We start from the raw sequence: 25,434 nt of genomic DNA on the forward strand, positions 1-25,434 counted from the left end.
GCGCGCGACCACGGCCGGTCCCGCCTCGGGCCGGGGCCGATGGTCGGCCGGAAGAGAACGGACGCGGTTCTCTAGATCAAACAGACCGGGACGATCCGCAAAATAGTTCGCCGTACTACGAAGGAACTGGTAGCTGTTGTCATGTGTTTCCCCAAGATGTGATTCCGGCAGGTCCCGTCGTCCTGAGGCCGCTCGCCCCCACGGACGCCGAGGCGATCGTCCGCGCCTGCGCCGACCCGGAGATCGTCCGGTTCCTCCCCCGCGTGCCCGTGCCCTACACCCGAGACGACGCGCTCCGGTACCTGGAGATGGCCGAGGAGGATTGGAGGAGCGGGGGAGCCGCGTTCGCGATCGCGGACGCTGTGACGGGCGAGTGGCTGGGCAACATCGGCCTCAAGCCCTCCCGTCTGCGGAGCACCAACGAGATCGGCTACCTGGTCGCGCCGTGGGCGCGGGGCCGGGGGGTGGCCACGGCCGCCGCCGCCGCGCTGGCCGGGTGGGGCTTCACCCACGGGGTCGAACGCGTCGAACTGCTCGCCGACGTGGAGAACCTGGCCAGCCAGTGTGTCGCCCTGGCCGCCGGTTTCCGGCACGAGGGCGTGCGGCGCGGAGCCGAACAGCATCGTGGCGGCACCCGCCGCGACCTGGTCTCCTTCGCACGCCTGCGCGGCGACTCCGGCGAGCGCGTGACACCGTTCCTGCCGGGCTTCCCCGGCGACTCGCTGACCGACGGGATCGTGCGGCTCAGGACGCTCACCCCCGCCGACGCCGCCGACTACCTGGCGCTGCAGAACCTGCCCGACGTCGTGAGATACAGCGTCCCGCCCGAGCCGCACAGCGCCGAGCAGGTCGAGGAGCGGTGCCGCACGGCGGGCGCGAACCGGCTGGCCGGCAGGGGGGTCGAGGCGGTGATCATGGACGCCGCGACGGGCGCGTTCGCCGGGGAGATCCAGCTCTCCAACCTGATCCCGCCGCTGGGGCAGGCCATGACGGGCTACAGCCTGCTACCGGCGTTCCGCGGCAGGGGCTTCACCACCAGGGCGGTGAACCTGCTGGTCGATTGGGCCTTCGAGCACACCCCCCTGAGCCGGATCATCGCGGGCACCTCCCCCGCCAACGTCGCCTCGCAGCACGTGCTGGAGCGCGCGGGCTTCACCCGCGAGGCGCTGCTGCGCGGACTGCTGCCCGGCCCCGACGGCACCCGCCTGGACGACCTGCAGTGGTACCGGCTGCGGGACGCCCCCCTCGCTAGCCGCGCGTTCAGTCGGCGCCGAAGTGGGCCCTGAGCCTGGCGTAGGCCGCGTCGGTGCCCTGCAGCACCCGGTCGATGTCGGCGTCGGTGTGGGCCGCGGACAGGAACCAGTTGTGCCACGGATGGAGGTAGACCCCCTCCCGCAGGCAGGCCGCCGCCCAGAACATGCTCTTGTCCAGCGTCGCGTCCCCCTCGAAGGAGAGCCACGGGATCTGCACCGGGCCGGTCTGGTTGACCGCGAAGCCATGGGAGGCGGCCTGGGCGGCGAGGCCATCGCGCAGGCGGGTGCCCGCGCGCTCCATCAGGGCTATGCCGTCGATGTCGCGCAGCGTCTCGATGGTGGCCTTGGCCGCGGCCATCGGAGCGGCGTTGAACCAGAAGGAACCTGTGGAGTAGAGCGTCTGGGCGGGCCCCGCAGGGCGTCCACACCGGTGACGGCGGCGATCGGGTGGCCGTTGGCCATGGCCTTGCTGAAGGCGTACAGGTCGGGGCGCACACCCAGGGGCTCCCAGGAGCCGCCCAGGTCGATCCGCCAGCCCCCGCGCACGTCGTCGATCACCAGCGCGGCGCCGATCCGGTCGGCCAGCGCCCGCACCCCCCTGGCGAACTCCGCGGCGACGAGTTCCTGGTCCTCGAACGAGTCATGCTTGAACGGCGTCACGATGATCGCGGCGACGTCGCACTCCGCCTGCGCCGCGGCGGCCTCGACGCCGTGACCGAGCGGCTGCTCGCCCTGGTCGACGGGCTGAGTGCGCACCGCCTGCTCTACCCCGACAGGCTCGGCACCGCACGCCTGGAGCGGGTGCTCAACGCGGAACTGGACCGCCTGCGCCCCACCGGCACATAAGTGCCCGGCCCACCCCGTGCCCGCTCGGGCGCCCCACTCGGCTCCCGTACACCCCGGGAGCCGACGCCACGGTCCCGCGCGGCACGCGGGCGGAGGTTCAGGCCAGCAGGGCGTAGAGCCGGTCGGCCACCCCTCGCGCGGTGGGCCGCTTGGCCACGTCGCCAAGGCATGCCTGGACGAGATCCGACAGCTCGGGCTCCAACCCGGGATCGATCGACGGCGACGTGCTGTACACCTTTCGAAGGGTCAGCAGCGGGTCGTGGGTGGGCAGCCTCCCGTAGAGCCCGACACCGCTCACCGCCCAGTGCAGCGTCGCGCCCAGCGACCACACGTCGCCCGCGGGCGTGGGTGTCTCCCCCTGCAGCAGCGTGGGGTCGGTGAACTCCACCGAACCGATGTCTCCCATCCCGGTCACCGTCGCGCCCGGCGTCAGCACCTGCGAAAGGCCCAGGTCGGAGAGCTTGCCCCCGTCGTCTGCGAGCAGCACGTTGCCGGGGCGGATGTCGCGATGGACGATGCCCTCCTCGTGCAGTGCCTGCGCCGCATGGGAGACGCAGGCGATCGAGCGCAGCACCTGCTCCCGCGACGGCCGCGCCGCAGGACGCGCCAGCGAGCCGTCCGGCAGATATTCCATCGAGTAGTAGAACACCCCGCCCTGCTGGCCGGCGTCGTAGAGCCGCACCAGGTACGGAGAGCGCACCGCGGCGAACGCCTTCAACTCTCTCGTGGCGCGGCGGAAGGCGTCGCTCCCCGTGCCCCCCACCACCTTCACCGCTACCAGATCCGCCTCGACGGGTAACCGCTCGGGCCTTTTCGCCAAATAGAACTCACCGTGATTACCCGCCCCCAGCGACCGGATGAACTCATAGTCGGCGATGCCCTCCACAACGATCTCCCTCCATGCCTGCGCAACGTTCGCGACGACATCCCACACACGGTAACGTCGCCTTCGCCATTCTCGGGGCTTTTCTTGGCATACGGAAAGCGTGCTCGCAATTGCTGCAGATGGATCTGCTCCTACTCGACCTCGTCATCGTCCTCGCGGCCGCGCGGCTTTTCGGAGCGCTGGCCAGATGGCTCGGCCAGCCACCGGTCATCGGCGAGATCGTGGCCGGCATCCTGCTGGGCCCCACCCTGCTGGGCCCCCTGATCGGTGACAAGCTGTTCGGCCCCGAGATGCGGCCCCCGCTGCAGGCCCTGGCCAACGTCGGCCTGGTGCTGTTCATGTTCGTCGTCGGCCTGGAACTGGACCAGAAGCTGGTCAGGGGCAAGGGCCGGATCGCGGTGACCGTGGCACTCGGCTCGACCGTGGTGCCGTTCGTGCTGGGCTGCGTGCTCGCGCTGGCCATCGCGGACGAGCACGTGGGAGGCGACAAGACCCTGCCGTTCGTGCTGTTCATGGGCGCGGCGATGGCCGCCACCGCGTTCCCGGTGCTGGCACGGATCCTCACCGACCGGGGAATGCAGCGGATCACGCTCGGCGGTCTTGCCCTGGCCTCGGCGGCCGTCATCGACGTGCTCGCCTGGACCGTCCTGGCGGTGGTGGTGGGCATCGCGGGGGCGGGAGAGTCCGAAGGGCAGTGGAAGGTCCTGCTCGCCCTGCCGTACGCACTGGTGATGTTCCTGGTCGTCAAGCCCCTGCTGGCCCGGATGGTGCCCGCGTACGAGAAAGCCGGGCGGCTGACGCCCGGTCTGCTCTCCCTGGTGCTCCTCGGTCTGATCGGATCGGCCTGGGCCACCGAGTGGATGCACGTCCACTTCATCTTCGGGGCGTTCGTGTTCGGCACGGTGATGCCCCGCGAGGGGGCGGAACGGCTCAACCACGAGATCCTGGAACGGCTGGAACAGCTCGCCGTACTGCTGCTGTTGCCGATGTTCTTCGTCGTGGCGGGGCTCAACGTCAACCTGCGCGAGCTCGACCTGTCCAGCCTCGGCACGCTCTCCGCGATCCTGGTCGTCGCGATCGGCGGCAAGCTGCTCGGCTCCTACGCCGCCGCACGGACGCAGCGGCTGCCCGCCCGGCAGTCCTGGGCACTGGCCTCCCTGCTCAACACGCGAGGGCTCACCGAGATCGTCATCCTCACCGTCGGCCTGCAGAAGGGCGTGCTCGACGACGAGCTCTACTCGCTGATGGTGGTCATGGCCCTCGTCACGACCGCGATGACCGGCCCGCTGGTACGCAGGATCTACCCCGACAGGCGGGTGGCCCGCGACATCGCCGAAGCCGAACGTGCCGCCCTTGGCGTGACCGCCGCCCACCGGGTGCTGTTGATCGTCCCCGATCCCCCCGCCGAGCAGGTCCCGCTGGTCGGCCTGACCATCACCCTGGCCCTGTCCAGGTCGCCGTCCGAGGTGGTCCTGGGCCACCTGCGGCCCTACCCTGCGGGCCGCCTGGAGGTCGGCAGCGGCCTTTCCTCGGAGCTGGCCGAGCTGGCCGAGACCCTCCACGACCTGGAGGCGCTGGCCGGTACCGCCCGCGAGCGCGGCTCGGCCACCAGGGTGGTGAGCCGGTTCAGCGCGGATGTGGCGGGCGAGCTGCCCGAGCTGGCCTCCGGTGCCCGAGCCGACCTGCTGGTGCTGCCCGCCGACGTCCCCGGCCATGCCGCCGTGCGCGACGGCTCGGCCTGCCGCGTGGTGACCGTGTCGCTGCCCCTGCCTGAGCAGGCCGAGCCCGGCTCCGAGCCGGGAGCGGTCGCGGTGCGTTACGGCTCCGGTGACGACGCGGCCGCCCACGTGGCGCTCACCCTCGCGATGCTGTGGGACCGGCCGCTGGTCGTCACCGGCGGGAACCGGGCCTCCGCTCTGGCCCAGCGGCTGTCCAGACTCGGGGTGGCGGCCGAATCGGGCGCGATCCCCGAGGGCGCGCTGATCGTGGCCGCCGACACCGCGACCGCCCCGGAGGGCGCGCACCTGCTGGTCCGCACCGAGCAGGACCCCGACCCGGTCGACTGGGCCGAGGCCGTCGCCGCCCTGCGTGCCCCGATCCGGCGGCTCTGATCGCACACCGATCCGGCGCGCGAGCGCCACGGCGCCACGGAGAAAATCTCCGCGACCCCGGAGAACACGCGGGCGCTACGGCCGTGGCCGTACCGCCCGGAAGACGGTCTCAGCGGTTGCGATGCGACTCGTAGCGCATGGTGCGCGAGACGCCGATCCGCACGGTGGTGCCGGGCTGGATCGCAACCGGCTCGTTCGGCGGGATGTCGTAGAAGTTGGGGTCGCCGGGCGGCTGGATCTGGGTTCCGTTGACAGACCCCAGGTCGACCAGGTTGACGTCCCAGCCGTCCAGCGCCACCCGCAGATGCCGACGGGAGACCGAGCCGTCGGGGCTGGTGACCTTGGCCGGGCGCACGGAGCCGTCGGCCACCTCGGGTGCCCGCTCGGGGTCGCGGCCCACCAGGTAGTCGGTGTCGAGCCGCAGTGTGAGGCCGTCGTCGAGGAGCAGGACCCCCAGCGGCGGGCGCGGCCCCTTGTAGGGAACCAGGGTGCGCTGGACCAGCGCGATACCGCAGACCGCGCAGTAGGGCACGCGGGGGTCGTTGAAGTGGTCGTTCTTGCAGTCGACCCCGTAGACCAGCGGCCGCGCCTCGGGCTCGGCCCCGGAGTTCGGCGCGGGCGCCAGGGACTCGGCCGCGGACTGTGAACCGCCGGGCGTCAGCAGCTCGTACTCGAACGGCTGGTCGCGGACGTCAACGGGATCCCCGCCCATCCCGCTGGCCCTGGCGGTGTCGATGTCCTCGTGATGGACCTCTTCGTGGTGGATGATCGCGGGGGCGGGTCCGCCGGAGGGCACCGGCCCCTGCGGGGAGACCACGGGCAGCGGCTCGGAGTGCCATGCCTGCGGCTGCGGCTCCATCATCGGCGGAGCGGTGACCGGCTGATACGGATCCGCCGGGCCCAGGGGGTAGGGCGCCGGCGGGGCGGCCTCCTGAGGGGCCGACCACTCGGGGGCGGCCGGCCGCTCGGACGGCGCGGGCATCGGGGTGGGCGCGGGGGCCACGGGCTCCATCCGGGGCGCCGCCTGCTGGACCTGTGACGCGGCGGGCTCCATCCGCGACATCGCCTGCGGGGCGGCCCCATCCTCGGTCAGGTCGCACCAGACGCCGCCTGCGACGATCACCCCGGCGTCCAGCCGGGACAGCGGGTGCGCGGCCCCGGCATCCGGCAGGCTCAACTCCACCCGGGTCACCGGGCCGGGAACCAGCCGGTCGGACCAGGTGAGCGCGTCACGCCCGGCGAGCTGGATCTCACCGGCCACCCCGGTAACCGCCGCGAACGCCGGGCCGCTGACCAGGACGGCCACTCCCCCACTGACCGGGCCGGCGACGGCACACGCCACCGGCTCGCCTATCACGACGGCGAGGATCCGGGCGACCCGGCGGGCCAGCGACCGGCCGTCGCCGCCCGAGGCCGCGGTCTCCCGCAGTGCCCCCAGCAGATCCTCAACGACGGCCTCGGCCGCGTCGCACACCAGCAGCAGGCCGCCCACGTAGGCCACCAGCCCGTTGCCCGGAAGCGGACGCACCACCCCGAAGCCCTGGTCGGTCACAGAACTCTCCCTCCCCGGAAACGCCACCGGATGAACGGCACCCGCATGGGACCGTTCGTCACCAGCCAGATGCATACCCAGACGACCGTGAAGTGCGTCCAGAAGGCAGCCGACGGAACCGGATCGATAACATCGACTGCACCGGACCGTAGCAAAAAGTACAGTACAAGGCCTTCGGGGACGAGCGTCAGCAGACCGAAGAGGGTCGGCCAGTCCTTCTCCCATCTGAACTGCATCAGGAAGTGATATATCAGCTCCCAGACGATCCCCAGCACGCCTACCGCCGCGAGCACCAGGAACCCGTTGACATAGCGCTCGGAGAGCGGCCCGGAGGAGCCGGGAAGCACCGGCACGATCAGCAGGGTGATGATCGCACCAACGGTGGCGAGCATGAGGAGGCGCGTCTGAATACGGCCCCACAGGGTCGGAACCACAGGGGATTACTCCTTATACCGACGAGTTGAAGGCCCATTTGAACCACTGCGAGGTCGAGCGCAGCGGCCCCATCTTCTTGACGAACCCCCGCCTCGCCAGATCGTCGGCTATCTCCTGAGCCGCGATCTGCAGGCCAAGGAAGGTGTCGACACCCGGGAAGTACCCCCCGAGCGTGGCCGATCCAGAGGCGTAGAGGGCACCGTCACCATTGGCCGTCCCCTTCACCTCGAAGTGGCGCTCCACCTCGAGCCTGCCCACCGGATTGCGGAACGCCCCGCCGTGTTGGAGCAGGTCCGCGAAGATCCGATGCTCGGCGATGTCGGCCTCCAGGCCGGTGCAGTCGATGATGTAGTCGGAGACCGGCTCGCGGACGATGCCGTCGCTGCTGCGCACGTAGCTGACCAGCCGCCCGTCCTGGCTGTGCTCCACGCGGTCGACGGTGCCCTGCACGGGGTGGTAGTAACCTCCGCTGCGGCCCGCGCGCATCTGCTCCTGCCAGCGCCGCCGGTAGGGGGTGTTGGTGCCGCCCATCTCCTTGTACTTCTTCGCCCGGTCGGCGCCTTCGAGCTTGCGCATCTGCGCCTTGAGCTGACCACCCCACACCGACTTGGGGTAGTTGAAGCCCTGGTAGGCCCAGCCGTCCCCGCCCTTACGGCGTGACCAGATGTGCGGGCCGTGGGAGCCGCTGATGAACGTGCGGAAGATGTGGATGATCTGGGTCTGCAGGCCGTGCCGCTCCCGATCGTCGAACAGCCGCTGAAGCACCCGGGAGGCGACGATGCCGCCGCCGCGAATGACCACGGTGCCCGGCCTGGTCTTCAGGAACTCGTAGACCTGCTCATGCGGCTCGTAGGCGTTGACGACGTGCTGGTAGTCACCGTGCTTGGTCCGGAACTCCTGCAGGTCGGGCAGGAACTTCAGGCCCGGGTAGCCGATCGCGACGTGCACGAAGCGCGAGCGGAAGATGATGCGCTTGGTCGCCGCCGCGCCGTCCGGTGGGGTGACCACGGTGAAGTAGCCGCCACCGGCCCGGCGGCGGACCATCCGCACCTGCCCCTTGACCAGCATGTCCCAGTAGTTGATGCGTTTGGCCTCGCGCTCGAGGTTCTCGAAGACCGTGCCGGCGCGCGGGGTCCAGTAGTCGTTCAGGAGGGGCTCGGTGAGGATCTGCCACAGGTACGACGGTTTCTTCTCCTTCCACGCCTCTTCCAGGGCGTAGGAGGGGAAGCCCCACAGGTTGTCCGGGCGGGAGGAGGAGTCGGAGCGGATCCGCTCCCCCCGGGGGATCTGCGAGCACCTGGTGAGGAACTCGTAGGTCTGCCACGGGTGATCGATATTGGAGACCACCCGCATCTGTGAGGTGGGGACGCCGTAGATCCTCAGATAGTCGAGCGTCACGAAGGATCCCATACCCCCACCGACGGTGAGGAACGGAATATCGTACATGGGGATGCCCGCGGCAGCGACCATCTGGTCGGTCCATTCGGGCGCGCCGAGGAGATCCGGCGTCAGATCGCCGGCCGGAGCCGGTGTTTGGGGGGGTGCCAATTGACGTCCCTTAAGCTACATGACCAGCCAGTTCGCTAGCCAAAACCCTAGTCCTGGTACGAGCCGAAAACGAGTGGGACAAACAGGCATGATTTTCCCTGGTCGTCCTATCCTCGGCGAGTATTCAGTGAGACGCCTGCAAACGACATGTGGTTCGCTTAAACCCCGCTGAATACTCGATTCACGTCCGACGTCGCGAGCACACCGAAGATCTCGCCACCGCGCTCCACCAGGAGATACTCCCCCGCGGGGGATTCGCGCATGGCGTCGATCAGCGGCTCCCCCTCCAGATCGGCGGCCAGCACCAGCGACGGTTCGAGACTGCGCGAGAGCGAACCCGTCGTCACCCAGGGGCGGCGGCTCTCCGGAGTGGCCTCCACTGCGACCTCGTTGACGATGCCCGTGGGGTGGCCCTCATGGTCGACCACCACCATCGCCCCCGCCTGCGCCTCTGCGGCCCGGCGCAGGGCCTCGGCCAGCGGCACGTCACCGGTCACCGCGATGGCCCGCCTGGCCAGGGCGCGGGCGTTGACCTTGGGGATGCGGGCACGCACCCGGGCGCCGCGCAACGCCTGGGTGGCGCCGAACCAGATGAAGGCGGCCAGCAGCACCGACCAGGCGAGCGTCAGGTCCGGTGCCTGCCCGGCCGCCAGCGCCAGCCCGATGGGGATCGCGACCAGGGCCACGGCCAGCACCCGCCCCGCCCAGGCCGCGGCGATCGTGCCCGTACCGGGCTTGCGGGTGACCTTCCAGACGCCGGCGCGGAGCATCCGCCCCCCGTCGAGCGGCAAGCCCGGCAGCAGGTTGAAGATGCCCACGATCAGGTTGGCGACCCAGAGCTGGAAGACCAGGATCCCGGGGATCGTGCCGGGGTCGATGACCCGGGAGGCGGCAAAACCGAGCCCGGCCAGGCCGAGCGAGAGCAGGGGCCCGGCGAAGGCCACCATGAACTCTCTGCCGGGGGTCTCCGGCTCGCGTTCGATCTCCGAGACGCCGCCGAGCAGGTAGAGCGTGATGCGCCGGACCGGCAGGCCGTACATCCTGGCGACCACGCAGTGCGCCAGCTCGTGCAGGAGCACCGAGACGTACAGCAGCACCGCGAAGACGAACGCGACGACGTACGTGATCGGGATGCTCAGGTCGGGCAGCCAGTAGGCCACCACACTCTGGAACGAGTAGGTGATGAACGCCGCCACGATGAGCCAGGTCGGCGAGACGTAGACCGGGATGCCGAACGGCCGGCCCATCCGCAGCCCTGTACTGTCCCGGCGTGGGCTGTCGCTGCTCACCGCTGGCTCACCACTCCTCGTTCAACCCGTGTTCAATCCACCCTCAAGCCTCGATGGTACGCGCCGCCGGACCACCGGCAGACGCCACGAGGACACCTGCGGCGCAAACTGTCGTCACCGTGACCTACAGTGCGGTCATGTCGCTGACCGAGCCCACGATCATCGGAGCCCTGTCGCCGTCGCGAGCGGGTGACTTCATGACGTGCCCGCTTCTCTACCGCTTCCGGGTGATCGACAGGCTCCCCGAGCCGCCGTCGCCGGCCGCGGTGCGCGGCACGATGGTCCACTCCGTGCTGGAACGGCTGTACGACCTGCCCGCCCCCGATCGCACGGTCGCCGCGGCCCAGGACCTGCTGGAGCCGCAGTGGCGCAGGCTACAGCAGGAGGATCCCTCGTACGCCGACATGTTCACCGGCGACGACGACCGCGCCGAGTGGCTGGGCCAGGCCCGCGTCATGCTGGAACGCTATTTCACCCTTGAGGACCCCACCTGCCTGGAGCCCGCCGAGCGGGAACTCTACGTGGAGGCGGTGCTCGGCAGCGGCCTGATGTTGCGGGGCTACATCGACAGGCTGGACGTGGCGCCCAGCGGCGAGGTCCGCGTCGTCGACTACAAGACCGGCAGCGCCCCGGGGCCCGCCTTCGAGGCCAAGGCGCTGTTCCAGATGAGGTTCTACGCGCTGGTGCTGTGGCGGCTGCGCGGCGTGGTGCCCCGCCTGCTCCAGCTGATGTACCTGGGGGGTGGTGGCGAGGTCCTGCGTTACACCCCCGACGAGGCCGACCTGCTGGCCACCGAGAGGAAGGTCCAGGCCCTGTGGCAGGCCATCGAGCGGGCACTGGAGACGGGCGAGTGGCGTGCCAGGCCCAGCAGGCTGTGCGGCTGGTGCAGCTACAAGGACCTGTGCCCGGAGTTCGGCGGCACTCCCCCACCGGTCCCCGAACGGCAGCCGGGCGACACCATCCGCAGCAGTCGTGTTGTTGGCGACGCTGCGCGCAGCGTCGCCAACAACACGCGTCGCAATCAACACAGTCCTCCCTGGGGATGAGGGTGGATATCCGCCTGTGGCAGGGTGGATTGATGGGGAGGGCGCCTAAGTTGGTTGTGTGCGCAACACCATCGGCGGCCTGCGGGCGTGGTTTCACCGGCATCCGCTGATCCCTGATCTGCTCCTCGGGGCGACGCTGGCGGCCGCCGCGGTTCCCTTCGCTCACGTCGCCCAGGTTTTCGGCGACCCGGCCCGTCTTGGCGAGCCGGACGCGATGAGCCTCGGCCTGATCGTGACCGGCTGCCTGTCGGTGGCGCTGCGCCGCCACTGGCCTTTCCTGCTGCTCTGCCTGGTCTGCCTGACCGAGATCACGCTGGCCGCGGCGGGGCGAAGTTCCTCCCTGCTCTGGCTCGCCGCCCTGGTACTGGTTTACACGATCGCCGTCCGGCGCGGCCTGGCACTCAGCCTGTGCGCGCCGGCGCTGGCCCTGACCGGTCACTTCCTGGCGACCGCGGTCGGCGGCGGGCTCGGCGGGTGGAGCACCCACCTGCCGATGGTCGTCTTCGCCGTCTCCCTGTGGATCGCCGGCCGGAACGTACGGCTGCGCCGGGCCTACCAGGCGGAGCTGCACGACCGGGCACGGCGCATGGAGCGCATCCGGGAGGCCGACACCCGGGCGGCCAGGGCCGAGGAACGCTCCCGCATCGCCCGTGAGCTGCACGACGTGGTGGCCCACCACGTGAGCGTGATGACCGTCCAGGCCGCCGCGGCACGCCGGGTGCTGGCCGGCAACCCCGAGGGAGCGCGGGAGGCCTTGTCGGCGATCGAGGAGCTGGGCCGGACCGCGATGTCGGAGATGCGCAGCCTCGTGGGCGTGCTCAGGACCGACGCGATGCCCGCCGAGCGCAATCCGCAGCCGGGGATGCGTGAGATTCCCGCCCTGGTGGACCAGATGCGAGAGGCGGGGCTGCGGACACAGCTGTGGATCGAGGACGAGCGCGGGACGGCGGGGGCGGCGGCGCTGCCTCCCGGGGTCGATCTGGCCGCGTACCGGCTGGTGCAGGAGGCCCTCACCAACAGCCTGCGGCACGCGGGGCCGCAGGCACGGGCCTGGGTGACGGTGCGGCACGAGTCTGGCGAGCTGGCCGTGAAGGTCACCGACGACGGCCTCGGCCAGGGAGCGTGCGAAGCGGGCGAGGGGGAGACCGGTCACGGACTGGTGGGCATCCGCGAACGCGTTGCCCTCTATGGTGGACTTCTGAGGATCGGCCCACGTCCCGAGGGCGGATTCGAGGTCGATGCCCGGTTCCCCCTCAAGGACACATGATGACGATCAGAGTGCTGCTGGTGGACGACCAGCCACTCCTGCGCACCGGTTTCCGCCTGATCCTCGAGGCCGAACCCGATCTCACCGTGGTCGGTGAGGCGGGGGACGGCAAGGCCGCACAGGACCAGTCGCGGGCTCTGCTGCCCGACGTGGTGCTGATGGACATCCGGATGCCGGGCGTGGACGGCATCGAGGCGACCCGTCGAATCGTACGGGAGGCCGCCGGGGGCGCGCATGTGCCCCGGGTGCTGGTGCTGACCACCTTCGACCTGGACGAGTACATCGTGGAGGCGCTGCGTGCCGGAGCCAGCGGCTTCCTGCTGAAGGACGTCCCGCCGGAGGAACTGGTGCAGGCCATCCGGGTGGTGGCGGCCGGCGACGCCATCGTCGCGCCGAGCATCACCAGGCGGCTGCTGGACAAGTTCGGCGCACATCTGCCGACCCACCGGGAGTCCACCCCCGCTCGCCTGGAGCGGCTGACCGAGCGTGAGCTGGAGGTGCTCAAGCTGATCGCCAAGGGCATGTCCAACGCGGAGATCGCCGCCGAGCTGGTGGTGAGCGAGACGACGGTCAAGACCCACGTCGGCAACGTGCTCACCAAGCTGAGCCTGCGCGACCGCGTCCAGGCCGTCGTCCTCGCGTACGAGACCGGCCTGATCACCCCCGGTGCGCTTCCCTGACCCCGGCGCCCCGGCGCGAACGGGCGCGCCCGCGCACCGGCCGACCGGATCATCGCATCGATGGGCGGGAAGCCGGAGAGGGCGCGGGCCGGGGTCGATCAGCCGGATACGGTCTGTCAGCCGGGGACGGCCTGCAGGGGCGGCTGCTCCTTGGGGGCGTTCTCCGGGAAGTGACAGGCCACCCGGTGGCCCGCTGCCAGCTCTGCCAGCGGCGGTTCCACGGCCTTGCAGATCTCCTGGGCCTTCCAGCACCGGGTGTGGAAACGGCAGGCGGGCGGGGGGTTGAGCGGGCTGGGCACGTCGCCCTGGAGGCGGATGCGCTCGCGCCCCTCGCGCCGCTTGACGTCCGGGACCGGGACCGCGGACATCAGCGCGGTGGTGTAGGGGTGCATGGGCGACTCGTACAGGTTCTTACGGTCCGCCAGCTCGACGATCTTGCCGAGGTACATGACCGCGACCCGGTCGCTGATGTGCCGGACCACCGACAGGTCGTGCGCGATGACCACATAGGTCAGGTCGAGCTCGTTCTGCAGATCCTCCAGCAGGTTGACGACCTGGGCCTGGATCGACACGTCCAGCGCGGACACCGGCTCGTCGGCGACGATGAGCTTGGGCTTGAGCGCGAGCGTGCGGGCGATGCCGATGCGCTGGCGCTGGCCCCCGGAGAACTCGTGCGGGTAACGGTTGTAGTGCTCGGGGTTGAGACCGACCAGGGCGAGGATGTCCTGGACTTCCTTCTTGATCCCCTGTTCGGTCTTGATCCCCTGGATACGGAACGGCGCACCGACGATGGCGCCGACCGTGTGGCGGGGGTTGAGCGAGGAGTAGGGGTCCTGGAAGATGATCTGCATGTCGCGCCGGAGTGGCCGAATCCTGGACTGTGACATGTGAGTGATGTCGTGGCCCTCGAAGACGACCTTCCCGCCGGTCGGCTCGATGAGCCTGGTGATCATGCGACCCGTCGTGGTCTTGCCACAGCCGGACTCGCCCACCAGACCGAGGGTCTCCCCCTTGAGGACGTCGAAGCTGATCCCGTCGACCGCTTTGACCGCACCGACCTGGCGTTTGAACAGGCCCTTGGTGACGGGGAAGTGCTTCTCCAGCCCTTGCACTGACAGAATTGGCTCGGTCACAAACTTTCCGTTCGTCGAACGCGCCTCTCGCTCGCTCACGAGGACTCCAGGTTCACTTTGATCTCGCTCTCCCAGATGTCCCGCCTGACCTCGCGGGACAGGTGGCACCGGACCAGATGGCCGCCGTCGCTCTCGAACAGCTCGGGCACCTCGGTGCTCGACTTCCCTCCGGTGCGGTCGGCATAGGCGCAGCGCGGGTGGAAGGCACATCCGGTGGGCACGTTGATCAGCGAGGGAGGAGTGCCCTTGATCGGCAGCAGCCGTTCGGTCCGCTCCCGGTCCAGGCGTGGCATCGATCCCAGCAGGCCCCACGTGTAGGGATGTTCGGGCCGCTCGAAGATGTCCTCCGCCGTGCCGTACTCGATGCCCTTTCCGCCGTACATCACCAGGATGTCGTCCGACAGCTCCGCGACGACACCCAGGTCGTGGGTGATGACGATCAACGCGGCGTTGAAGTCACGCTGCAGGTCGCGCATCAGGTCCAGGATCTGTGCCTGGACCGTCACGTCGAGAGCCGTGGTCGGCTCGTCCGCGATCAGCAGTTCCGGGTCACAGGAGAGCGCCATGGCGATCATCGCACGCTGGCGCATACCGCCGGAGAACTCATGCGGATAGCTGTCGACGCGCTTTTCCGGCTGCGGGATGCCCACCCGGCCCAGCATGTCGATGGCGTGCTTGCGCGCGACCTTCTTGCTGACCTGGTTGTGGATCCGGTACGCCTCCATGATCTGCGCGCCCACCGTGTAGAAGGGGTGCATCGCCGAGAGCGGATCCTGAAAGATCATCGCCATCTTCTTGCCGCGCAACGTCCGGACATGGTCGGCGGAGGCGGTGACGAGTTCCTCGCCGTCCAGCCAGATCTCACCGGAGATCTTCGCCCGGCCGCCCTTGTGCAGACCGAGGATGCCCAGCGAGGTGACGCTCTTGCCGGATCCGGACTCGCCCACGATGCCGAGCGTCTTACCGCGCTCCAGTTGGAAGGAGAGCCCGTCGACGGACTTGACCAGGCCGTCGTCCGTCGGAAAGTGGATCCGCAGGTCCCTCAGTTCGAGAAAGCTCGACGGAGCGCTCATCCCAGCCTCACCCTCGGGTCGACCACCGCGTACAGCAGGTCGACGATCAGACTGGCCAGCACGACGAAGAGCGCCGCGACCATGGTGACACCCATGATCTTCGGAAGGTCGTTCGTCACGATGGCCTGGACGGCGTAGTCGCCGATGCCCTTCAGCGAGAACGTGCTCTCGGTGAGCACCGCGCCACCGAGCAGCAGGCCGAGGTCCAGGCCGAAGATCGTCAGGATGGGGGTCAGCGCGGCGCGCAGGCCGTGCTTGACGACCACCCTGGACTCCTTCATGCCCTTGGCCCTGGCCGTGCGGATGTAGTCCTCGCTCATGGTCTCCAGCATTCCCGCCCTGGTCAGACGCGCGTAGGACGCGGCATAGAGGAATGCGAGTGTGATCCATGGCAGCAGGAGGTCGTAGGCCCATTCCACCGGATTCTCCAGGAACGGCGTGAAGCTACCGCCCGGCGCGGTGATACCTAACCCGTAGCTGAAGACGACGAGGGAGACGATGCCGGTGAAGAAGACCGGCAGGGAGACCCCGGCGAGCGCGATGCTCATCGCCGCCCGGTCGAAGATCGTGCCTTTTCGCAGCGCGGACAGCACGCCTGTCGCGACGCCGCAGAGCAACCAGATGACCGACGCGCCCAGGGCTAGCGAGAGGGTCACCGGGATGCGATCCACCAGGTCGGGCCAGACCGGTTGCCTCCTGATGAAGGAGTAGCCGAAACAGGGAGCGGGGCACTCCTCGATGGTGGCGCCGGTGTCGAACTCCGAGCCGACGAAGACACCTGAGATCCAGCGGCCGTACTGCACGGGGATCGGGTCGTTGAACCCGAGTTTTTCCGCCGTGACCGCGATCATCTCCGTGTTGGCGGATCTGCCCATGTAACGGCTGGCGAAGTCCTCAGCCGTGGCGCCCGCGATACGGGGAACCACGAAGAAGATCGAGAACGTGACCATGCTCACGATGACGAGCATGAGCACCGCGCCGATCAGGCGCCGGATGATGTAAGTGACCACAGTCCCCCCGGCTCCAGGGACCGGCCTTGTGGGCCGGTCCCTTCAAGCCTCGACTAACTGAACAGGATTTCCGACGGTTACTGGACGCCCAGGTTCAGGTAGTCGTACATGTCGAACGCACCGGTGACGAAGACGTTCGTCGCACCCAGGGGGCGGACCATGACGCCCTTGGACCAGACCGAGGGCAGCACGTAGGCCTGCTCCATGATCCTCTGGTCGATCTCACCCCAGAGCGCGTCACGCTTGGCGACATCGGTCTCTGTGAAGATCTGGTCGATCTTCGCGTCGACCTCCTTGTCCTTGATGCTGAGGTTGTAGTTACCACCCGACTCGCGGATGGTGCGGCTGTCGACGATCTGCGACATGAAGCCGAAGCCGTCGTTCCAGTCGGCGCCCCAGCCGTTGGTGGCCAGGCCGATGCCGTTCTTCTTCACGAAGTCCGGCTTGCCGGCGTAGAGCGCGAAGTAGTCACCGGTGGGGTAACCCTTGAGCTCCAGCTTGATGCCGACCTTGGCCAGCGCCTGCTGGAGCGACTCGGCGGTCGCCTTCTCCTTGGGGCGGTCGGCGCGGTAGGCCATGATGGTCTCGAAGCCGTCAGGCTTGCCACAGGCGGCGAGTGCGGCCTTGGCCTTCTCCGCGTCGCCGGTGCCGGACGGGTAGAGGTCCAGCTTCTTCCAGCCTCCGATCGACGGCGGCATCAGACCGGTCGCGATCTCACCACCGGCGAACTCGCCGCCGTAGGCGTTCTGCAGGCCCACCCGGTCGGCGCCGTAGATGATCGCCTTGCGGCACTCCACGTTGTCCAGCGGGGCCACGTCGGAGATGATCGAGGTGTACCAGGTGCGGGCGCCGGTGGGGTTGTCCGACCGGGCCTTCAGCGCCGGGTCGCCCAGCACGCGACCGAGCGCGGCGGGCTGGACGCCCGAGCCGGCGAGGTCGATGTGCAGGTCACCGGAGATGATCCGGTTGTCCAGGTCGTCGGCGTTCACCCCGAGGGAGATCTCGTAGCTGTCCGGCAGCGCCTTGCGGATCGGGTCGGTCGCCGGGTCCCAGTGCTCGTTGCGGACCAGGGTGTACTGCTTGCCCGCCTCGACCTTGTCGAACTTGTAGGGGCCGGAGGCCATCACGTGCTCGCGGTACTTGACGCCGGTGTCCTTGGCCTTGGGGACCGGGATCGTGCCGGGCAGCGCCGCGAAGTTGTCGAAGCCGCCGTAGGCCTTCTTCAGGTGGAAGACGATCGTCTGGTCGTCCGGCGTCTCGATCGCGGAGTCGGTGTTGACGTCCGGGGTCTTGTAGACGCTCTTGAAGTCCTTCGGCAGGTCCAGCCAGTCGTTGAAGTACGTCGGGCCGTTGACCAGGGTCTCCTTGTCCATGGACCGCAGGACCGCGTACTTGACGTCCTTGGACGTGATCGGCGTGCCGTCCTCGAACTTCAGACCGGCGCGAAGCTTGTAGGTCCAGGTCTTGCCACCGTCGCTCGACTCGCCCAGGTTCTCGGCCAGGTCGGGGGCGAGCTTGCGGCCCTCGGCACCGGGAGCCGGGGTGTAGGTCACCAGCGAACGACCGTAGATCCGGACGAGGTTCCAGGAGAGCGCGTAGTAGGTGTCACCGGGGTCCACCGAGTCCCAGTCCTCGGAGATGGCCATCTTCAGGACGCCACCCTTCTTGTCGGAAGGGTTGAACACCGCCTCGAGTCCGGCGTTGAACGCGTCCGCGGTCGCCGGCGCGGCCGACGAACCATCGGCCGGCTTCGTCTCGCTGCCGCCGCCGCCGCAGGCGGAGAGCCCCAGGGAGAGAGCGGCACCCGCAGCCGCGAAGGCCAGTGCGGATCTCTTGTTCATTTACTTGCACCCCTTGTTAATTCCAGGAGAACGGGAGGTTGAGGGTCAGCGGGACGATTTCGGGTCGAGGGCATCGCGCAGCCCGTCGCCGAAAAGATTGAAGGCCAGCACCGTGATGAAAATCGCCATACCGGGGAAGAACATGAAATGCGGCACATTGTAGAACTTCACCGCCTGCGAGATCATGCCTCCCCAGGTCGCCGTAGGCGCCTGGATACCGACTCCCAGGAACGAGAGCGCCGCCTCGAACATGACATTCGTCGGAATGAGCAACGTCGCGTAGATAAGAATCGGTGCGATCAGATTCGGCAGGATCTCACGGAACAGGATGTACGGCCCGCGGGCGCCCAGGCTACGGGCGGCGTCGACGAATTCACGTTCCCGCAGTGACAGTGTCTGGCCGCGAATGATCCTGCCGATGTACGGCCAGTTGAAGAAACCGATCACGAAGATCAGCAGACCGACGCGCAGCGTGTCGCCCGTCACCCCGAGGTCCTTCTCGAACTGGCCGAGGACACCGACCAGGGCCATCGCGAAGACGAGCAGGGGGAAGGCGAGGAAGACGTCCATCGTGCGGCTGATCAGGGTGTCGGCCCAGCCACCGAAGTAACCGGCCATCACTCCCATGACCGTGCCGATGACCACCGAGAGCAGGGTGGCGAGAACCGCGATCAGCAGCGAGATCCGCGCTCCGTAGACAACCCTGCTGAAAAGGTCACGACCGTTGACCGGCTCCACCCCGAACAGGAACTCCCCTCCGATGCCCGTGCCGCCCTTGGGCGTCATGGTGGAGGTGTCGATCATCTCCTGGTGGAACTCGTTCGGCGGATGACCGAACAGGTCCACGATCAGCGGGGCGAAGATCGCAGTGAGGATCAGCAGAACGACCACGCCGGCACCGACGAGCGCGACCTTGTCGCGTTTCAGATGCATCCACGCGATCTGCCCGAGCGAGCGGCCTTGGACGGCCTTCACGCCCGCTCCCGCGAGCACTGCCTCCGGCGAGCCCTCGGTGGTCTTACCGGGGGCATCGAGCGGTGCGGTCATACAGTTGGCCCCCTGGATCCCAGACGACGTTGTCCGTCAACGCGTTTCCCGGGTCGGGTAGCGCGCCGTAAGTCTACGGGCCAGTAGTTCGCGGCCCCGTGCGCAGAATCTATGGGCTGAACTGCGCTGACTAGTCCTCTGGGGCGCTATGTGGCTTAACTGTGATTCACGCGAAATTCATTCGTTTTGATCTTTGAGCTAATGTCCGGAAGCCGTTCCGCTTCTGTCTTGAATTCGTGACACGGGAATGAGCCGGTCACTCAGCGTCACCCGATCCCGCGACGCTTGAGGATGTCCTCGATATCGGAGAAGTCGTCGTCGGCGGCCGGCTTCGCGGCGGGCTTGGAGGTGTCGGGCCCGGAGGTGGGCGCGGGCGCGGCCTCGCGCTTGGGCAACGGCTGCGTGGCGGCCGTCGCGGCAGGCGCCGCGGTCCTGCCCCGCGTACCAGGGCCCGCCGCGGCTACGGCGGGCACAGAGGCCGCCGGGGACGCCACAGCCCTGAGGCGACGGCCGCGCAGGAACCCGGAGACCAGGAACAGCACCACGGCGAGCCCGGTCACCGCCACCCCGGACCACACCACGGGGTTGAACACCAGACCTGCGAAGAAACCGATGATCGCCGTGCCGATCTGCCACAGGGTGGGAAGCGCGCCGGTCAGGAAGGCGGCGACGGGTAGCAGCGACCAGGCCGCGGCACGCAACCCCGCCGCGACGCCACGGCGCCGCATCAGCAGGAAACTCAGCACCAGCCCCACACCGGTGACCCCGGCGCAGAGCGGCAACCACGCGATCTGATCGAACGACACAGCGGACCGCCCCCTCACGTTGACCTATCCGACATCCATCCTGGCACGTCGAATCGGACCGGGTCCTCCTTCTCAAGGAGGGATCATCCCCTAGGGGATACGGCCCGGATCGCAGGAAAGATCAGGGACGATCCCCGGCCACGCACTCTCACGGGAGGAGCGCACCGGCCCCTCATGCCGTCCGCCCCGCCAACGCGGCGAGCCCGCCTCAGAGAGCACCGGCGGACAGTGAGCGCAGGACCTCCACATCGATCTCACGCAGCGACCCGACGACAAGTCGGCCCGGCGCACCGGGAATCGGTAGCACGCTCGGCACCGCCACCACCCGGCAGCCCGCCGAGGTGGCCGAGGTCACCCCATTCGGGGAATCCTCCAGCGCGACGCAGCGGGCCGGATCCACACCCAGCAAACGGGCCGCCGTCAGGTAGGGCTCGGGATCGGGCTTGCTCCTCGCGACGTCGTCACCGGTGACCACGTGGTCGAAGTGGTGCCTGCCGATGCTCTGCAGGCACGCCTCGGCTATCGATCGTGCCGAGGAGGTGACCAGGGCGGTGGCCAGGCCCTCCCTGTGCACCCCCGCCAGCAGTTCGGCGGCGCCGGACATCATCTCCACACCACCGGCGAGCCTGGAGATCATGCCTTCCAGCATCCATGTCTCCACCTCCTCGGGAGCGGCGCTCCCGCCGGAGACCTGGAGCATGTAGGCCACGGCCGCCGACATCGAGCCGCCCACCATGTTCTCCTGATGGGCGGTCCCCCACTCACCGCCGAGCCGCTCCATCACCTCGGTCTCGACCTGAAACCAGATCTTCTCGCTGTCGACGAGAAGCCCGTCCATGTCGAAGAGAACCGCTTCCATACCCTTGTAGCCCTTCCGGCAGACGGTCACACGTTGAAGTAGCTGGCCTCAGGATGATGGACGATCAGCGCGGACGTCGACTGCTCGGGGTGGAGCTGGAACTCCTCGGACAGCTCGACGCCGATCCTGGCCGGGTCGAGCAACCCCATCAGCTGGACCTGGTCCTCCAGATTGGGGCAGGCCGGGTAGCCGAAGGAGTAGCGGCAGCCCGTGACGTTGACCTTGAGCATGTCCTCCAGGGACTCGTCACCGCCGATGCCCAGTTCGGTGCGCACCCGCGCGTGCCAGTACTCGGCCAGGGCCTCGGTCAGCTGCACCGACAGGCCGTGCAGCTCCAGGTAGTCGCGGTAGGCGTCCTTGGCAAACAGCTCGGCCGCCGCCTCGGAGACCCGGTTGCCCATCGTCGCGACCTGGAAGGCGACGACGTCGACCTCGCCGGAGTCCTTGGAACGGAAGAAATCGGACAGGCACAGGTGCCGGTCGCGCCGCTGGCGCGGGAAGGTGAACCGGGTGCGCTCGTTGCCCCCGTCATCCAGGATGATCAGCGAGTCGCCGTCGCTGACGCACGGGAAGTAGCCGTAGACGACCGCCGCCTCCAGCAGGCCCTCGGTCTGCATCCGCTCCAGCCACATCCGCAGGCGCGGTCGGCCCTCGGTCTCGACCAGTTCCTCGTAGGAGGGCCCGTCGCCGCCGCGGGCGGCCTTGAGGCCCCACTGCCCCATGAACGTCGCCCGCTCGTCGAGGAACGCGGCGTACTCGGCGAGCGGCACGCCCTTGATGACACGCTCGCCGAGGAAGGGCGCCGTCGGCACCGCGTTGTCGGCGGCCGCATCGGAGCGTGCGGGCAGCTCCTCCACCGGGGTCCTGACCAGCGTGGCTCCGCTCTTGACCCGGCGCTCGCGCAACGGCGGCAGGCTCGCCCCCTCCTCGCCGCGCTTGACAGCCATGAAGGCGTCCATCAGACGCAGTCCCTCGAAGGCGTCGCGGGCGTAGCGGACCTCGCCGTGGAAGAGTTCCGCGAGGTCCTGCTCGACATAGGCGCGGGTCAGCGCGGCCCCACCGAGCAGCACGGGGAACTTGTCGGAGATGCTCCGGGAGTTCATCTCCTCCAGGTTCTCCCTCATGATGACCGTGGACTTCACCAGCAGCCCGGACATGCCGATGACGTCGGCCTTCTTCTCCTCCGCGGCCTCCAGGATGACCGACACCGGCTGCTTGATGCCGAGGTTGACGACCTCGTAGCCGTTGTTGGAGAGGATGATGTCGACCAGGTTCTTGCCGATGTCGTGCACGTCGCCCTTGACCGTGGCGAGCACGATGCGCCCCTTGGTCTCACCCTCGACCCGGTCCATGTGCGGTTCCAGGTAGGCGACCGAGATCTTCATCACCTCGGCCGACTGGAGCACGAACGGCAGCTGCATCTGGCCGGAGCCGAACAGCTCGCCGACGGTTTTCATGCCGTCGAGCAGCACGTCGTTGACGATCTCCAGGGCGGGACGCTGGGCGAGGCCCTCGTCGAGGTCGGCTTCCAGACCCTTGCGCTCGCCGTCGACGATACGGCGCTTGAGCCGCTCCCACAGCGGCAGCGCGGCGAGCTCCTCGGCCTTGCTCGCCTTGAGAGCGGCGGCGTCGACACCGTCGAACAGCTCCATGAACCGCTGCAGCGGGTCGTAGCCCTCCCTGCGCCGGTCGTAGACCATGTCCAGGGCGACCTGGCGCTGATCCTCGGGGATGCGCGCCATCGGCAGGATCTTGGAGGCGTGCACGATCGCCGCGTCGAGGCCGGCGTTGACGCACTCGTTGAGGAAGACCGAGTTGAGCACGATGCGGGCGGCCGGGTTGAGGCCGAACGACACGTTCGACAGACCGAGGACCGTCTGCACACCGGGGTGGTGCCGCTTGAGCTCCTTGATCGCCTCGATCGACTCCAGCGCGTCGCGCCGGGTCTCCTCCTGGCCGGTGGCGATGGGGAAGGTGAGCACGTCGACGAGGATGTCCTCGACGTTCATGCCCCACTTCGTGGTCAGGTCCTCGACGAGGCGGAGGGCGATCCGGACCTTCCAGTCGGCGGTGCGGGCCTGGCCCTCCTCGTCGATGGTCAGGGCCACCACTGCCGCGCCGTACTCGCGGACCAGCGTCATGTTCTTGTGGAAGCGCGACTCGACGCCGTCGCCCTCCTCGTAGTTGACCGAGTTGACGACCGCCCGCCCGCCGAGCATCTGCAGCCCGGCCTCCAGGACGGCGGGCTCGGTGGAGTCGAGGACGATCGGCAGCGTGGAGGCGGTGGCGAAGCGGAACGCCAGCTCCTTCATGTCGGCCACGCCGTCACGTCCCACGTAGTCGACACAGAGATCCAACATGTGCGCGCCGTCGCGGGCCTGCGCCCGCGCGATCTCCACGCACTCCTCCCAGTCCTCGGCGAGCATCGCCTCTCGGAAGGCCTTGGAACCGACGGCGTTGGTGCGCTCGCCGATGGCCATGTACGAGATGTCCTGGCGGAAGGGGACGCTCTGGTAGAGAGAGGAGGCACCGGCCTCGGGGCGGGGCCGGCGCGAGGCCGTCTCCTGCCCGCGTACCCTCTCGACGACCTGGCGCAGGTGCTCGGGCGTGGTGCCGCAGCAGCCGCCGACGAGGGAGAGGCCGTAGTCGCGGGTGAAGTTCTCGTGCGCCGAGGCCAGTTCCCCGGGGGTCAGCGGGTAGTAGGCGCCGTCGGAGGTCAGCACGGGCAGCCCGGCGTTGGGCATGCACGAGAGGCGGACGCGGGCGTGGCGGGCCAGGTAGCGCAGGTGCTCGCTCATCTCGGCGGGACCGGTCGCGCAGTTCAGGCCGATCACGTCGACGCCGAGCGGCTCGATCGCGGTCAGTGCCGCGCCGATCTCCGAGCCCAGCAGCATCGCGCCGTTGCTCTCGATGGTCACCTGGGCGATGACCGGCACGTCCCGGCCGGCGTCGGCGATGGCCCGGCGTGCGCCGATCACCGCCGCCTTGACCTGGAGCAGGTCCTGGGAGGTCTCGATGATCAGGGCGTCGGCGCCACCGCCGACCAGCCCCGCGGCGTTGTCGTAGTAGGCGTCGCGCAGTTCGGCGTACGGCTTGTGCCCGAGAGTCGGGAGTTTGGTGCCGGGGCCGATGGAGCCGAGCACGAAGCGCGGCCGCTCGGGGGTGGACCAGGAGTCGGCCGCCTGCCGGGCGACACGGGCACCGGCCTCCGAGTACTCGAAAACCTTCTCGGAGATGTCGTATTCGCCGAGAGCCGAAAGGTTGGCCCCGAAGGTGTTGGTCTCGACGCAGTCGACCCCCACCTCGAAGTAGGCCTCGTGCACGGCGCGGACGATGTCGGGACGGGTGACGTTCAGCACCTCGTTGCAGCCCTCATGGCCTTGGAAGTCGTCCATGGTGACGTCGTGCGCCTGAAGCATCGTCCCCATGGCCCCGTCGGCGACCATCACGCGCTCGGCCAGGACTTCACGGAAAGACGGGGTGCTTGTCATGGGACAAGAGTACTGGGATCCGCTTGGCCGTTATTGTTGTTGACAGCAATTGGACTTTTCATCCAATTACTCCGATCACCCCTGTGCGGCACCGATGGCGACCTACCGCACCATCCTTGTCGGCACCGACGGCGCCTCCTCCTCCTCCTTCGGCGCGGTCTCCTCGGCCGCCTCTCTCGCCGCCACCGGCGCCGGCCTGATCCCGGCCTGCGCTCTACTCCCCCATGCGCGAGCGCGACCGCAACACCGCCGCCGGCGCCCTCGGCGACCTCTCCTGCAAGGCGACCGGGCTACGACGTCCTGATCGTCCACACCACATCTGGAAGGTGACGTGAAGGCCCCCTCACGGCATAGGCTTAGCCGGAGAGGGCGGTGCGGTGAGAAGGAGGGACGCGTGATCGAGATCGAAGGTCTGCCCGAGCTCGTCGACCCGGTGATGATCGCCGCGTTCGAGGGGTGGAACGACGCGGGTGAGGCCTCGAGCGGAGTGATCGCGCACCTCGAGGGCGAGTGGAAGGCGACCCCGCTGGTCTCCCTGGACCCGGAGGAGTACTACGACTTCCAGGTGACCCGCCCCATCGTCGAGATGGGCGAGGGGCTGACGCGCTCCATCAGCTGGCCGACCACCAAGCTGTCGGTGGCCAGGCCACCGGGTGTCGGCCGCGACGTGGTGCTGCTGCGCGGCATCGAGCCCAACATGCGCTGGCGCGCCTTCTGCGAGGAGATCGTTCTGGTCTGCCGGGAGCTGGGGGTCGAGCTGGCGGTCCTGCTCGGCGCGCTGCTCAACGACTCGCCGCACACCCGCCCGGTGCCGATCGTGGGATCGGCGACCGACGAGGGCCTGGCCAGGGCGATCAATCTGGAACTGAGCCGCTACGAGGGGCCGACGGGCATCGTCGGCGTGCTCCAGCAGTCCCTGGGCGCAGCCGGGCTGAACGCCGTGTCGCTGTGGGCCTCGGTGCCGCACTACGTGGCCCAGCCCCCCAACCCGAAGGCCACCATGGCACTGCTCAGCCGGATGGAGGACCTGCTCGACATCCCGATGCCGCTGGGCGAACTGGCCGAGGAGTCCCGGGCCTGGGAGCACGGTGTCGACGAACTGGCCTCGCAGGACAGCGAGGTCGCCGAATACGTCAAGGAGCTGGAGGAGCGCAAGGACGCCGCCGAGCTGCCCGAGGCCAGTGGCGATGCCATCGCCGCCGAGTTCGAGCGCTACCTGCGCCGGCGTGGCCACGACTCCGACGGCTGAGCCCACGACGGG

22 protein-coding genes are annotated in these 25,434 nt (G+C 68.8%); 7 read left to right on the forward strand and 15 right to left on the reverse strand.

What is annotated here, in order from left to right:
- Positions 1–158 precede the first annotated feature (158 nt).
- Complete coding sequence (locus OIE13_RS15105; protein WP_326830150.1) at positions 159–1,286, forward strand: GNAT family N-acetyltransferase; 1,128 nt, start codon at positions 159–161, stop codon at positions 1,284–1,286.
- Here the strand turns inward: OIE13_RS15105 and OIE13_RS15110 are convergent.
- Both OIE13_RS15110 and OIE13_RS15115 read right to left on the reverse strand, forming a co-directional pair.
- Positions 1,261–1,611: a hypothetical protein gene (locus OIE13_RS15110; protein ID WP_326639202.1), complete on the reverse strand. Its 351-nt coding sequence runs from the start codon at positions 1,609–1,611 to the stop codon at positions 1,261–1,263. The genes OIE13_RS15105 and OIE13_RS15110 overlap by 26 nt on opposite strands.
- Positions 1,560–2,009: an aminotransferase class III-fold pyridoxal phosphate-dependent enzyme gene (locus OIE13_RS15115; RefSeq protein WP_326639201.1), complete on the reverse strand. Its 450-nt coding sequence runs from the start codon at positions 2,007–2,009 to the stop codon at positions 1,560–1,562. Before OIE13_RS15115 ends, OIE13_RS15110 begins: the two co-directional genes overlap by 52 nt.
- Here OIE13_RS15115 and OIE13_RS15120 point away from each other — a divergent pair.
- Positions 1,965–2,099, forward strand: a complete 135-nt coding sequence (locus OIE13_RS15120; RefSeq protein WP_326639199.1) for a TetR family transcriptional regulator C-terminal domain-containing protein — start codon at positions 1,965–1,967, stop codon at positions 2,097–2,099. The two genes, OIE13_RS15115 and OIE13_RS15120, sit on opposite strands and share 45 nt — an antisense overlap.
- 97 nt (positions 2,100–2,196) lie before the next feature.
- On the opposite strand, the gene OIE13_RS15125 is transcribed toward OIE13_RS15120, so the two are convergent.
- Positions 2,197–3,033: a serine/threonine-protein kinase gene (locus tag OIE13_RS15125; protein WP_326830151.1), complete on the reverse strand. Its 837-nt coding sequence runs from the start codon at positions 3,031–3,033 to the stop codon at positions 2,197–2,199.
- Between the two features lie 71 nt (positions 3,034–3,104).
- Here OIE13_RS15125 and OIE13_RS15130 point away from each other — a divergent pair, with 71 nt between their 5' ends.
- Complete coding sequence (locus OIE13_RS15130; protein ID WP_326830152.1) at positions 3,105–5,096, forward strand: cation:proton antiporter; 1,992 nt, start codon at positions 3,105–3,107, stop codon at positions 5,094–5,096.
- 109 nt (positions 5,097–5,205) lie between these two features.
- Here OIE13_RS15130 and OIE13_RS15135 read toward each other — a convergent pair whose 3' ends face one another.
- From OIE13_RS15135 to OIE13_RS15150, 4 genes are all read right to left on the reverse strand, one after another.
- Positions 5,206–6,648, reverse strand: a complete 1,443-nt coding sequence (locus OIE13_RS15135) for an FHA domain-containing protein (RefSeq protein WP_326639192.1) — start codon at positions 6,646–6,648, stop codon at positions 5,206–5,208.
- On the reverse strand, positions 6,645–7,082 hold the full coding sequence (locus OIE13_RS15140; protein WP_326639191.1) for a hypothetical protein: 438 nt from the start codon (positions 7,080–7,082) through the stop codon (positions 6,645–6,647). The genes OIE13_RS15135 and OIE13_RS15140 overlap by 4 nt, the downstream gene beginning before the upstream one ends.
- 13 nt (positions 7,083–7,095) lie before the next feature.
- The gene (locus OIE13_RS15145; protein ID WP_326639189.1) at positions 7,096–8,631 is read right to left on the reverse strand and encodes a hypothetical protein; all 1,536 of its coding nucleotides are present in this window, start codon (positions 8,629–8,631) and stop codon (positions 7,096–7,098) included.
- A 158-nt stretch (positions 8,632–8,789) separates the two neighbouring features.
- On the reverse strand, positions 8,790–9,878 hold the full coding sequence (locus OIE13_RS15150; protein WP_326647062.1) for a site-2 protease family protein: 1,089 nt from the start codon (positions 9,876–9,878) through the stop codon (positions 8,790–8,792).
- A 179-nt stretch (positions 9,879–10,057) separates the two neighbouring features.
- Between OIE13_RS15150 and OIE13_RS15155 the strand changes: the two genes are divergently transcribed.
- From OIE13_RS15155 to OIE13_RS15165, 3 genes are read left to right on the forward strand one after another with little or no spacing between them, the layout of a single operon-like run.
- A complete protein-coding gene (locus OIE13_RS15155) occupies positions 10,058–10,966 on the forward strand; it encodes a RecB family exonuclease (RefSeq protein ID WP_326639187.1) in 909 nt (302 codons plus the stop codon).
- A gap of 58 nt (positions 10,967–11,024) precedes the next feature.
- Positions 11,025–12,233: a sensor histidine kinase gene (locus OIE13_RS15160; protein ID WP_326830153.1), complete on the forward strand. Its 1,209-nt coding sequence runs from the start codon at positions 11,025–11,027 to the stop codon at positions 12,231–12,233.
- Positions 12,233–12,913: a response regulator transcription factor gene (locus OIE13_RS15165; protein WP_326647060.1), complete on the forward strand. Its 681-nt coding sequence runs from the start codon at positions 12,233–12,235 to the stop codon at positions 12,911–12,913. Before OIE13_RS15160 ends, OIE13_RS15165 begins: the two co-directional genes overlap by 1 nt.
- Before the next feature lie 116 nt (positions 12,914–13,029).
- Here the strand turns inward: OIE13_RS15165 and OIE13_RS15170 are convergent, their stop codons facing one another.
- The 8 genes from OIE13_RS15170 to metH all read right to left on the reverse strand — a co-directional run bounded on the left by OIE13_RS15170 (position 13,030) and on the right by metH (position 24,173).
- Complete coding sequence (locus OIE13_RS15170; protein ID WP_326830154.1) at positions 13,030–14,046, reverse strand: ABC transporter ATP-binding protein; 1,017 nt, start codon at positions 14,044–14,046, stop codon at positions 13,030–13,032.
- Positions 14,047–14,081: 35 nt separating this feature from the next.
- Positions 14,082–15,119, reverse strand: a complete 1,038-nt coding sequence (locus OIE13_RS15175; RefSeq protein WP_326639182.1) for an ABC transporter ATP-binding protein — start codon at positions 15,117–15,119, stop codon at positions 14,082–14,084.
- Entirely contained in the window at positions 15,116–16,129 is a 1,014-nt protein-coding gene (locus OIE13_RS15180; RefSeq protein WP_326639180.1) for an ABC transporter permease, read from the reverse strand. Before OIE13_RS15180 ends, OIE13_RS15175 begins: the two co-directional genes overlap by 4 nt.
- A gap of 77 nt (positions 16,130–16,206) precedes the next feature.
- Positions 16,207–17,970, reverse strand: a complete 1,764-nt coding sequence (locus OIE13_RS15185) for an ABC transporter substrate-binding protein (protein WP_326639178.1) — start codon at positions 17,968–17,970, stop codon at positions 16,207–16,209.
- Between the two features lie 45 nt (positions 17,971–18,015).
- On the reverse strand, positions 18,016–19,017 hold the full coding sequence (locus OIE13_RS15190; protein ID WP_326639177.1) for an ABC transporter permease: 1,002 nt from the start codon (positions 19,015–19,017) through the stop codon (positions 18,016–18,018).
- A 266-nt stretch (positions 19,018–19,283) separates the two neighbouring features.
- Positions 19,284–19,823: a cellulose synthase gene (locus OIE13_RS15195; RefSeq protein WP_326639175.1), complete on the reverse strand. Its 540-nt coding sequence runs from the start codon at positions 19,821–19,823 to the stop codon at positions 19,284–19,286.
- Between the two features lie 208 nt (positions 19,824–20,031).
- Positions 20,032–20,682, reverse strand: a complete 651-nt coding sequence (locus tag OIE13_RS15200; RefSeq protein WP_326830155.1) for an HAD family hydrolase — start codon at positions 20,680–20,682, stop codon at positions 20,032–20,034.
- Between the two features lie 26 nt (positions 20,683–20,708).
- Positions 20,709–24,173 (reverse strand): methionine synthase, encoded by a 3,465-nt coding sequence (metH, locus tag OIE13_RS15205; RefSeq protein ID WP_326639171.1) that lies wholly within the window; start codon positions 24,171–24,173, stop codon positions 20,709–20,711.
- A 394-nt stretch (positions 24,174–24,567) separates the two neighbouring features.
- On the opposite strand from metH, the gene OIE13_RS15210 reads away from it, so the two are divergent.
- On the forward strand, positions 24,568–25,422 hold the full coding sequence (locus tag OIE13_RS15210; protein ID WP_326639169.1) for a PAC2 family protein: 855 nt from the start codon (positions 24,568–24,570) through the stop codon (positions 25,420–25,422).
- The last annotated feature ends 12 nt before the right edge of the window (positions 25,423–25,434 follow it).

Origin of the sequence: Streptosporangium sp. NBC_01810, from assembly GCF_035917355.1 — a bacterium.
Lineage (GTDB): Bacteria > Actinomycetota > Actinomycetes > Streptosporangiales > Streptosporangiaceae > Streptosporangium.